The organism is Hymenobacter saemangeumensis, from assembly GCF_039541835.1.
GTDB lineage: Bacteria > Bacteroidota > Bacteroidia > Cytophagales > Hymenobacteraceae > Hymenobacter > Hymenobacter saemangeumensis.
This window is the reverse complement of the sequence record NZ_BAABGZ010000014.1, coordinates 52,884-63,269: the sequence shown is the minus strand read 5'-3', so window position 1 is coordinate 63,269 and position 10,386 is coordinate 52,884. Positions and strand designations below refer to the sequence as shown.

The following is a 10,386-nucleotide window of genomic DNA, read 5'->3' as shown; positions in this document are numbered from 1 at the left end:
CAAAAATGAGGTGGGTCGCACCCCAAATTTCGCCTCGTCGTGGAAGTCTTTTTTATTGGCACCCTACTTCCTAAACAGCTTCAGGGTTTTAACGAAGCGCTTGAATTCTAATGCGGGTGCGCCAAAATTTATTAACAGACCTATTGGCAGTCGATAAGCTTCCAGATAATTGATGATTTGCGCATAATGCGTTTCGTTCAAACCGCTTAGCGCTTTTAGCTCCAGCAATACGGTTTCGTTGATGAGGAAGTCAACACGGCGCGACCCGATTTCGTGTTGCCGATAAGAAATAGGCATTTCCAACTCCCGCTGTGCACTAATTCCACACTGCTCCAGCTCAATGGCCAGAGCTCTTTGGTAAATAACTTCTTGAAAACCTGAGCCCAAAACCCGATGCACCTGCATGGCGCACCCAATGATTTTACCAGTTAAGACACGGTAATCATCCAGATTGATAATAGCGCCTTTCATCTCATTCCCATTAGTAGAGCCGGCAAGCTAGGCCCTTTATACATAATGAGACTATCCAGCGGAAGATAAATGCTAAAGAAGGAAAGCAGAAAAGAAAAACGGATAAGAACGAATCCAAAAGAATCCGTTCTTATCCGTTTGATCTGCGTCAATCTGCGGTTCAGACTAATCAAACTTAATCGCCTTCACCGGGCTAATCCGAGCAATCAGGTAAGTGGGAATAAGTATGGCCAGCATGGAGGCCACGGCGGTGGCGGCGTTGAGCACGAACAGCATCTTGAAGTCCCAGAAAATCGGCACCCGGTCCATGTAGTAGTTCTCGGGGTCGAGGGGAATGAGCTTGAAGTAGTACTGCAGGGCGCAGAAGCCCACCCCGATGAGGTTGCCGATGAGGATGCCGCGGAACGTGAGGGAGAGGCCGCGGTGAAAAAACATCTGCCGAATCTGGTTGTCGGTTGCACCCAGGGCCTTGAGAATGCCAATCATGTTGGTGCGCTCCAGAATCATGATGAAGATGGTGGCCACGATGTTGAAGGCCGCCACGAAGATGATGAGGATAAGAAAGATGACGACGTTGCGGTTGAGCAGCTGCAGCCAGTCGAACAGCTGGGCGTACTGGTCGGTGATTTTGTCGATTTTCACGTCGTAGGGCAGCTGCTCATACATCTGGTCGGCCGTGGGGTCGAGGCGCTTGAAGTCGCGCAGCACCACTTCCATGCCGCCCACCAGGGAGTCGGGCCAGGCATTCAGCTCCCGCACCTGCTTGATGTCGCCGATGACGTACACCTCGTCGAACTCGTCGAGCCCCGTCTGGTAGATGCCCTGCACCTTGAACTTGCGGATGCGGGGCGGGTTCTGAATAAAGTAGAACAGGGCCTCGTCGCCCACGCTCAGGCGCAGCTTGTCGGCCACCTTGCGCGAGAGCAGGATGTCGTTGCTGGCGGCCGTGTCGGTGAAGGTGATGAACTTGCCGGCCTGCAGGTTCTGGCGCATGGGCGAGTGGCCGCCCTTTTCGTCGATGCCCTTGAGCACCACGCCCAGCACCTCGTCGGGGGTTTTTATAATAGCCGTTTTCACGGCGTAGGGCTGGGTGTACTTCACCTGCGGGAAGGCCCGCAGCTCCTGCAGCAGCCGTGGCCCGGCAATGGGAGCCACTTCCAGGGAGTTGTTGGTATCGTAGCGGCTGATTTGCAGGTGGGCCCCGAAGGAGAAAATCTTGCTTTGAATCTCGTTGCGGAAGCCCTGCAGAATGGCAAACGACACCACCATCACCGCCAGCCCCATGGCGATGCTGATGATGGCTATTTTTGTAACCGAAGACGTAAAGGAGCCGGCGTCGGCACCTTCAATCTTCTGGGAAATGTAGCGGGAGACGTTCATTGCGGAGGTGTAAAGCTACGCAGAACCGCTACTCGAAAGTTTTGCTTTCCGGCCAGGCTTTTTTTTCGCCCACCCCTAGCCCAGTGGCCTTGTTCTTGAAAGGGCGCCTGAGCCGTACCATCCATTTTCGCTTTATCTGACATGCTGCTTATAAAAACGCCCCTGCTGGCCTCCCTGCTGGCCCTGCTCCATACGTGTACCACGGCCCAGCCGGCCGGCGGGTCCCGGCCCCAGGCCTCGGCACCCGCCGCTGCGGCCCAGCCCTCAACGAAAAATGCCGGTGCCGCGGCCATCACCGTGGGGGCGGCCCAGCTGGATAAGTACCTGCCCCAGCTGAAAAACCAGCGGGTAGGGCTGATTGTCAACCAGACCTCGCTGGTGGGCAACACCCACCTGGTGGATACGCTGCGGGCCCGGGGCGTGAACGTGACGGCCATCTTCGCCCCCGAGCACGGCTTCCGCGGCGAGGCCGCCGACGGCGCGACCATCAAGGACGGGCGCGACGCCCGCAGCGGCGTGGTGGTGCGCTCCCTGTACGGCGCGGCCAAAAAGCCCACGCCCGAAATGCTGGCCGATGTAGACGTGCTGGTGTTCGACATTCAGGACGTGGGCGCCCGCTTCTACACCTTTATCAGCACCATGCACTACGCCATGGAAGCCGCGGCCGAGCAAAACAAGGCCGTGCTGGTGCTCGACCGCCCCAACCCCAACGGCAGCATGGTGGACGGCCCCATCCTGGAGCCGGCCCACAAGTCGTTCGTGGGCCTCGACCCGCTGCCCATTGCCCACGGCCTGACCGTAGGCGAGCTGGCCAACATGATAAACGGCGAGAAGTGGCTGGCGGGCGGGCGGCAGTGCCGCCTCACCGTGGTGCCGGTGGCCAAGGGCTACACCCATGCCACGCCCTACGTGCTGCCGGTACGGCCCTCGCCCAACCTGCCCACGGCGCGTTCCATTACCCTCTACCCATCCATCTGCCTGTTTGAGGGCACCAACGTGAGCGTGGGCCGGGGCACCGACACACCATTTGAAGTGTTTGGGGCCCCCACCCAGCCCAGCACCCGCCCCTACTCCTTCACGCCGCGCCCCAACGCCGGCTCGCCCACGCCGCCGCTCAACGGCAAGCTCTGCTACGGCCTCAACCTGCGCGAGGCCGGCCCCAACCAGCCCCAGGGCTTTACCCTGAAGTACCTTATCGACTTCTACCAGCAGAGCACCGACAAGGCCAACTTCTTCGGCAAATACTTCGAGCAGCTCTCGGGCACCCGCAGCCTGCGCGAGCAGATTATTGCCGGCAAGAGCGAAGCCGAAATCCGCGCCAGCTGGGAGCCGGGCCTGAGCAGCTTTAAGCAGCTGCGCAAGAAATACCTGCTGTACCCGGAGAGCTAGTAGGGCTTCTGTTTTTTCACACAGTGGTTGGCAGGGTTGTTCTGTCCCGTTCCTGAACGCATACTGCAAACCACTGCGGTTTTAGCACTGTGGAACACTGCGTGAAAGCAAACAGGCGTTTTCTTTGCCCCATGAATACACCGCTGCGCCTCATCTTCATGGGCACCCCCGATTTTGCCGTTGCCACCCTGGAAAGCCTGCTGGCCTGGCCGGGCGGGCAGGTGGTGGCCGTCGTTACGGCGCCCGACAAGCCGGCGGGCCGCGGCCGGCAGCTGCAGGGCTCGGCCGTGAAGGAGGCGGCCCTGGCCCATGGCCTGCCCGTGCTGCAGCCCACCAACCTGAAGTCGCCGGAGTTCCAGGCAGAGCTGCGCAGCTACGCGGCCGACCTGCAGGTAGTGGTAGCGTTTCGCATGCTGCCCGAGGCGGTATGGAACATGCCCCGGCTGGGCTCCATCAACATCCACGCCTCGCTGCTGCCGCAGTACCGCGGCGCGGCCCCTATCAACTGGGCCCTGATTCATGGGGAAACGGAAACCGGTGTGACCAGCTTTTTCCTGCGCCACGAGATAGATACCGGCGACCTGATTCTGCAGGACCGGGTGCCTATCGCGCCGGAAGACGACTTTGGCTCGCTCTACAACAAGCTGAAGGTGGCCGGGGCTGCCCTGGCCCGCCGCTCGGTGGAAGCCATTGCCGCCGGAAATGCCCCCAGCACGCCCCAGCCCGAAAGCGGCGACCTGCGCCCCGCTCCTAAGCTCAGCAAGGAAACCGGCCGGCTGGACTTCAGCCAGCCCGCCGCCCGGCTGGTGAACCTGGTGCGCGGCCTCTCCCCTGTTCCCACGGCCTTCACCACCCTGCCCGACGGCCGCAGCATGAAAGTGTTCCGAGCCCAGGCTCTGCCGTTTGAAGGCGAAGCCCCCGCTCCTGGCAGCTGGGACTCTGATGGCAAAAAGCACCTGCGCGTGGCCACTTCCATCGGCTGGCTCGACTTACTGGAGGTGCAGGTGGAAGGCAAAAAGCGCCTGGGCATTGAGGAGCTGCTACGCGGCTTCCGTCTGCCTGCCTAAGCATGCATAACTCAAAACTCAAACTCGCATAGCGCATGGTTTCTTTCGTAGTTGCAGTAGCCGAGAATGGTGTTATTGGAAATAAAGGCGACCTGCCCTGGAGCAAGCTGCCCGACGACCTGCGGCACTTCAAGCGTCTCACCCAGGGCCACCCGGTGGTGATGGGCCGGCGCACATTCGACAGCCTCGGCAAAGCCCTGCCCAACCGCACCAACATCGTCATTACAAGGCAGGCCGACTGGTCGGCTCCGGGCTGCGAAACCGCGCCCTCGGTGCAGGCAGCCCTGGAGCGGGCCCGCGCAATCGACGAGGAAGTGTGCGTGATTGGCGGCGGCGAAATCTACCGCGAGGCTCTGCCCGCCGCCGATGTCATTTACCTGACCGAAGTGCATCATACCTTCGAAGGCGACGCCTTTTTCCCCGAGCTTTCTCCCAGCGAGTGGCGCGAGGAAACCCGCGAGCGGCACGAGGCCGACGAGCGGCATGCTTACGCCTTCAGCTTCGTAACCCTGCGCCGGCGTTAAGTCAGCAGAGAGCACAAAATACGTGTCATTGCGAGCGTAGCGAAGCAATCCGTCCTCTAGCACACAGTCACCCCGAGATGTGACAAATTAAAAGCCCCAATGCCAGCACTGGCATTGGGGCTTTTCAACATTGGAAGGCTGGTCACTTAGAGAGGCCAGATTGCTTCGGCTCCGCCTCGCAATGACACGTCTTTTGTGCTCCTAGTCACCATCTCTCAAACTCATCTAGCGCATGAGCACAAGCTTGCCCCAGTCGTTTTTAAAGGCTTTGTCGCCGGCGGTGGCCCGCTGCTTGAACTGCCCCTGGGAGTCATCCAGGGACACGCGGTAGAGGTAGGTGCCGTTGGCCAGGCGGTCGCCGTACTGGTCGGTGCCATCCCAGGCAAACTCGGTCACGTTGTTGCCAATATGCAGGGGGCCCAGCTCGCCCATGAAAATCTCGCGCACCACGCGGCCGGCCACGGTCATAATCTGAATTTTCATGTCGCGCGGCAGCTCTTGGCCGGTCACGGTAAACACGAAGCGGGCCTTGCTGGTCACCGGGTTGGGATAAGGGAAGACGTTGGTGATGGTGGAGGCATTGACCACCTCAAACTTGACTTCCATCTCCTGGTTGCCGGCCGTAGTACCGCTGGGGTCGCGCACCTGCACCCGCAGCGTGTACATGCCGTCGGCCAGGGGCTGGCCCTGGCCCGGGCGGTACTCCAGCCGGGCTACGCTGCCGCGGGTGGAGTCGACCGAGAAGCTGATGTTGGAGGCGCGCAGGTCCACGGGCACGGGGTTCTGGCCCTGGCGCTGCAGCGTGACAGTGAAGTACGACACGTTGCGGATGTGGCGCAGGCGGTCCTCGTCGTTGACCTGAATGAGGATGCTGGGGCGGGGCGACACCAGCTCGCCGTTGAGGATGCGCCGGCCGTCGAAGGCCACGTCCAGCACCGGCGGCAGGTTGGCATCGGCCACGGAGAAGGACGCCAGCACCAGCTGGTTGTTGAAGTAGTTGAGCTCAGGCAGGGCATTGGGGCCGGGCGGGTTCACCGTCACCACCGGGATGAAGGAGCCAAAGCGGCCGATGACGTTCAGGCTGGCCTGGAAGGTAATCGTGTCGTTGGCCATCAGCTGGCGGGGCGCGGTAATTTCCCGGCGGGCTACTTCGCGGCCGGGCAGGCCGCCGCTGTTCTCGTGGATAGCCACAATGGCCTTAAGGGGTGTGCCGAAGTTGATGGCCGAAACGTTGGCAAACTTCACCGGGAAGCTGATGGTGCCGACGCCGGCCGCCTGGGCCGCGATGCGGGCCGGGTCGTAGCTGGCCGCCGAAATCAGGTCGCGGCGCACCACCCCTTCGGGCAGGCCCTGGTAGGCCACAAACCACTCCTGCAGCTGCGGTGCCAGGCGGCTGACCGTGTCTTGGAGCACCAGCTCCAGCTGCAGGTAGGGATACTGCTGGGCCGATACGCTGGCCAGGGAGTAGCTGGTCAGGGAGCCCGCCGTGGGCACGTTGTTGTTGAGCACCGTGCTCTGGCCCTGGGCATTGATGCCAATCAGGCTCAGGGTGTAGCTGCTGGTGCTGGTGTTGGGGTCTTTCTCAACCCAGTGCGACAAACTCTCCCATTGCTGGGCCGGGCCAATTCGGGTGGAGACAATCCGCCCGCGCGTGCTGGGCGTGCGCAAGGTGTCGGCCAGGCTGATAATCTGGTCGTAGCGCGGCGTTGTGCCCGCCGTGCTGGGGCCTACCTCCCGGACGAGTCGGCCACCGGCGCTGTTTTTCTGCGCCAGCAGGGCCAGCGGGTCGCCGTTCTGCAGCTGGTTGATGAGCTGCGAGCCCAGCAGCGTGGCCAGCTGGCTTTTCAGACTCGCCGGCAAACTAGCCCAGCGCACGCGGTTCATGCCAATCAGGGCCACGTAGTCGCCGTTGGGCACGTTGTTGAGCAAGGTGCTGAGCTCGCCCTGCCGGGCTGCGCTGTTGTTGATGTTGTTGAGCGTGTCGGCCGCGCTGGTCGGGTTGGCCGCGAAGATGTAGAACTCCTGCGTGCCCTGCCCGCAGCGCAGCGAGGCCCCGGCCACGGTCTTGGGCCGCAGCGTCACCCGGTCGTAGACGGCCACCATGATGTTGGGGGCGCGCACGGCGCAGTTGTTCACAAAGGGCGGAGCCATGGGGTCGGCAATGATGCCGTAGCCCGTGCCCTGCGTGAAGGTCGCGGCCGAGCCGGGGAGCCCGCCGCCGCGGGTGCGCAGCTGCAGGGGCTTGAGCTCGTCGGTGAAGTGCCAGCGGCCCGAGGGCGCATCTACTTCGATGCCCTGGCGCAGGTCGCGGCGGAACTGTCCGTAGTGGCTCTGCGACCAGCCCAGCAGGCCCGGCACCACGCGGAAGGAGCTGTTCACCCAGTTGGCGTCCTCGTCGGGCAAGGGCGTCTGCAAGCGCACGCGCCAGTACCACACCAGGCTGTCGCCATTCTGGGCCGCCGGCAAGGTGGGCGTCCACTCCGCCGTTACTGCCCCACGCCGCAGGGACATCGGGCGGCCGGGACTGGTGAAGGTGGGCACGGTATCGAGCTCGAACTCAAAGGCGCGCTCACTGCCGTTGGGCGTGTTGGTCTGGGCCACCAGCCGCGGCGTGTTGGTGGGCACCATGGCAAATTCCACGGGGTTGAGCAGTGTGACGCCGCCCTGCAGGAAGTTGTAATAGATTTCGGCCGTGTTGTTGTTCTCGTCCAGCTCGGGCTCGTGGTTGCCGTAGTCGAGCTCCACCACAAAGCGGTTGTTGCCGAAGATGCCCGCGCCGGTGTTGGGCAGCACCAGGCTATAGGTGGCATTGGTCTGGTGAATTTGCCGCACCCGGTGCAGGGTCGACTCCACCCGGCTAGGTGTGCCGTAGGTGCGCGTCACGCGAATGCGCAGGGAGTCGCCATTGCGCAGGCAGAAGTTGCCGGGATTAATGACCCCCACGTTGAGCGTCAGGTTGGGCGAGGCGGCGCTGAGCACGGGGCTGGCCGGGCCGGGGGCAATGGACAGCTGCGGGTTGCTGGTCTGGAAGTCGGGCAGTTGCGGGGAGTACATGCGCAGCACCGGGTCGCCGTGCCAGGTGGTGCACAGCAGCTGCTCAATGCCTTCGGGAGTCTGGTAGTCGACCTGCAGCTGCAGGCTTTTTACCACTTCGCCGTGTACCTGGGCAATGGGCTTGCCATACCAGGAAGGGTTGTTGAACAGGCGCTGGTACATGGAGTCCTGGGCCGGATGCAGCAAGTAGGCATAGCTTAATCCAGTTTCTCCCATCATTCCCACGCTGCCTTTGTTGGCAGCAAACAGCCAGTTTTCACCAAAGGTTGGATAGTTCACATACAGCTGACCGGCGGCGCAGCCGTTGTAGAACATCACTGGATATTTACCCTGGTTGTTGTAGTTGTTGCTGGGGTCGGTAACGTTGCCGATGTTGAGGGCAAAATCAGTGTTGGAGCCGTGCCCGAAGTAGGTAATGAGCGACAGGCCCGGGTTGAGCTCGTTGGCAATGTTGATGCTCACCGGCAGCGAGGTGTAGCCGCCAACCGTGGTGCGGCTGTAGGTGCGTACTACGCGGCCCACCCAGCAGGGGCTTTCGGCCCGGCGCTTGTACTGATTCAGGAAGCCGTCGAACTCTCCGAACTCAAACGGGTTGGCGCCGCCCGACATGTGAAGCACGTTTTTGCGCCAGGCCGCGGGTGCCGGATTTAGCGGGTTTGGACTTTCGTGGACAATAACCTTATCCAGGTAATCTATCACCTCCTGCGGGGTTTTGGCCACAATTCGGCCCGTGGGCAGCTTGGAGTGGAAGTCGTTGTTGCGGAAGTCCGAAGTCAGAAAGTTGTCGGAAATGCCCCGGGTAGAAGTAGGCACCAAATCCAGCCCCCGCTCCCCCTGGATGCGCAGGGTGCGGGTAGCCAGCGGGGAATTGCCAGAACCGAAAAACTCATTCGGTCCAATGCCTTTCCCCAGCAGCATAAGGTACTTGGTTTGGCCAGTCGGGGCGTTGGCGGCCATCCACAGGCCAAAATGGCGAATGGCCATCACCGACCGCTCGCCGTAGTGGAATTGGTCATAAAGCTGGTGGCTGGTCATCATCAGCGTATCGTAGCGACCACCGGCCGCCGAAGCCCGGTACTCGGCATAAGCCTTGGCTGCGTTGGGTACGGTGCCGCCCCCGCTGCGCGTGGCCGGGCCCATCAGCTGCTTGTGCGTTACAATCAGGTAGTTGGGCACGGCCGGGTTGATATTGCGGAACTGCACGCGCCGGGCCGGAGCCGGACGCATGGTGCGGGCCAGGTCGTAGAGCAGCAGGCGCCGGCTCTGCTGGCCGGTAGCGCTGGGAAACACGAAGCGCCGGCCGAACTGCCCCAGAGTCTGGGCCGCCGTGGGCTCGATGCGCTGCACGTTCCAGGGGTCGTGGATGTCGAAGCCGCGCACGGTGGCGGGAATGGTGTCAACCTCAAAGGTGGCCGGCCCGCCTAGCAGCGAGTCGTTGCGGAAGTAAACATGCGAGCGGTTGCTAAACCAGCGGTTGTACTGCGGCGCCGTAATGCTGAAGTACGACACCCGGAACAGGTCCTTGGGAATGCGGTTCAGGTTGGGGTTATTTACGCCAATCTGAAACTCAAACCGCCCATTGGCCGCGATGTCGGAGCGCTGAATTGGGTACCGGGGGCGCACCACCGCGTAGTTATTATACGTAATGGTGCCCACGGTGCGTACCATATTGCCCGGCGCCACAACCCGAATGTCGGTAGTGTGGTTAGTAGCCGAGGAGCCCACCACCCCTACTTCCAGCACGGGAGCAGGCCCCACGCCAGCGGGCGGCACGGCCCGCAGCAGCGAGTCAATCACGTCGCCAATACTTACCGGGCTGCTGGACGTGCCGTTGCCCCAGTCCACCGAAATAAAGCCTTCGCCGGCCTGCAGCCAGGGCAAAAAAGTAATACCCGAAGGACTGGGCGCCTCCATATACGCATAATTTTCCAGCTTCAGCGATGTTTGCAGGCGCCAGCCGTGCGGGGTACCACCAGCCGCTACGGGCGTGGCCATGCGCCGCCCGGCCCGGCCCGTCGGCCCCACCGAATACGTTAGGAAGTAAGCCGCCGTATCGGTGTAGAAGCTGTAGTACTGGTGGGCCTGCTCGGCCGGGTTCTTGTAAAATTCGGCGTCGAGCTTGCCATCATTGCGCTGGCCGAAGAACTCGAAGTACGTGGTCGGGTCCAGCACAGTAGTGCTACCACCCTGGTAGATGGCCACTTCCCGGCCCCGCCGCCAGAGCTGAATGCGGGTAGGGTCGACGCCGGTGATGCCGGCGGCCACCAGGTACTGGTAGTCGATTTTGTAGATGCCATCGCGCCAGACCTTGAGTTTGTAGTACTGCTGCCCGGGCTCTATCCACTCGTTGCCGTAGGGGCCCGACTGCGCCGCCGCCGGTTGGGCAAGCGCGAATAGCCCGGCCACAACAAGCAGAAGGCTCCAGCTCAGGCGCATCCACTGGTAGCTTTTATTCATAACGTTTCGTGCTAATACTGAATTAAGAAGGTATACGGCAAAGC

General features: G+C 61.8%; 6 protein-coding genes. 3 read left to right on the top strand and 3 right to left on the bottom strand.

Annotated features, from left to right (window positions below):
* Positions 1-63 precede the first annotated feature (63 nt).
* Positions 64-471: a GxxExxY protein gene (locus ABD919_RS07465; RefSeq protein ID WP_345235299.1), complete on the bottom strand. Its 408-nt coding sequence runs from the start codon at positions 469-471 to the stop codon at positions 64-66.
* Positions 472-636: 165 nt separating this feature from the next.
* Positions 637-1,851 carry an ABC transporter permease gene (locus ABD919_RS07460; RefSeq protein WP_345235298.1) on the bottom strand — a complete coding sequence of 405 codons (1,215 nt, stop codon included), beginning with the start codon at positions 1,849-1,851 and terminating at the stop codon, positions 637-639.
* 141 nt (positions 1,852-1,992) lie between these two features.
* Here ABD919_RS07460 and ABD919_RS07455 point away from each other — a divergent pair, with 141 nt between their 5' ends.
* From ABD919_RS07455 to ABD919_RS07445, 3 genes are all read left to right on the top strand, one after another.
* Complete coding sequence (locus ABD919_RS07455) at positions 1,993-3,240, top strand: exo-beta-N-acetylmuramidase NamZ family protein (RefSeq protein ID WP_345235296.1); 1,248 nt, start codon at positions 1,993-1,995, stop codon at positions 3,238-3,240.
* A gap of 131 nt (positions 3,241-3,371) precedes the next feature.
* Positions 3,372-4,307, top strand: coding sequence for a methionyl-tRNA formyltransferase (gene fmt, locus ABD919_RS07450; RefSeq protein WP_345235294.1), 936 nt, complete (start codon positions 3,372-3,374; stop codon positions 4,305-4,307).
* Positions 4,308-4,342: 35 nt separating this feature from the next.
* Entirely contained in the window at positions 4,343-4,831 is a 489-nt protein-coding gene (locus ABD919_RS07445) for a dihydrofolate reductase (RefSeq protein WP_345235292.1), read from the top strand.
* A gap of 225 nt (positions 4,832-5,056) precedes the next feature.
* Here the strand turns inward: ABD919_RS07445 and porU2 are convergent, their stop codons facing one another.
* On the bottom strand, positions 5,057-10,342 hold the full coding sequence (gene porU2, locus ABD919_RS07440; protein WP_345235290.1) for a putative type IX secretion system sortase PorU2: 5,286 nt from the start codon (positions 10,340-10,342) through the stop codon (positions 5,057-5,059).
* Between the last annotated feature and the right edge of the window lie 44 nt (positions 10,343-10,386).

Excerpts from the sequence above, each read along its gene's own strand:
- ABD919_RS07465 (WP_345235299.1), bottom strand. The coding sequence starts at position 471 with ATGAAAGGCGCTATTATCAATCTGGATGATTACCGTGTCTTAACTGGT.
- ABD919_RS07460 (WP_345235298.1), bottom strand. The coding sequence starts at position 1,851 with ATGAACGTCTCCCGCTACATTTCCCAGAAGATTGAAGGTGCCGACGCC.
- ABD919_RS07455 (WP_345235296.1), top strand. The coding sequence starts at position 1,993 with ATGCTGCTTATAAAAACGCCCCTGCTGGCCTCCCTGCTGGCCCTGCTC.
- fmt (WP_345235294.1), top strand. The coding sequence starts at position 3,372 with ATGAATACACCGCTGCGCCTCATCTTCATGGGCACCCCCGATTTTGCC.
- ABD919_RS07445 (WP_345235292.1), top strand. The coding sequence starts at position 4,343 with ATGGTTTCTTTCGTAGTTGCAGTAGCCGAGAATGGTGTTATTGGAAAT.
- porU2 (WP_345235290.1), bottom strand. The coding sequence starts at position 10,342 with ATGAATAAAAGCTACCAGTGGATGCGCCTGAGCTGGAGCCTTCTGCTT.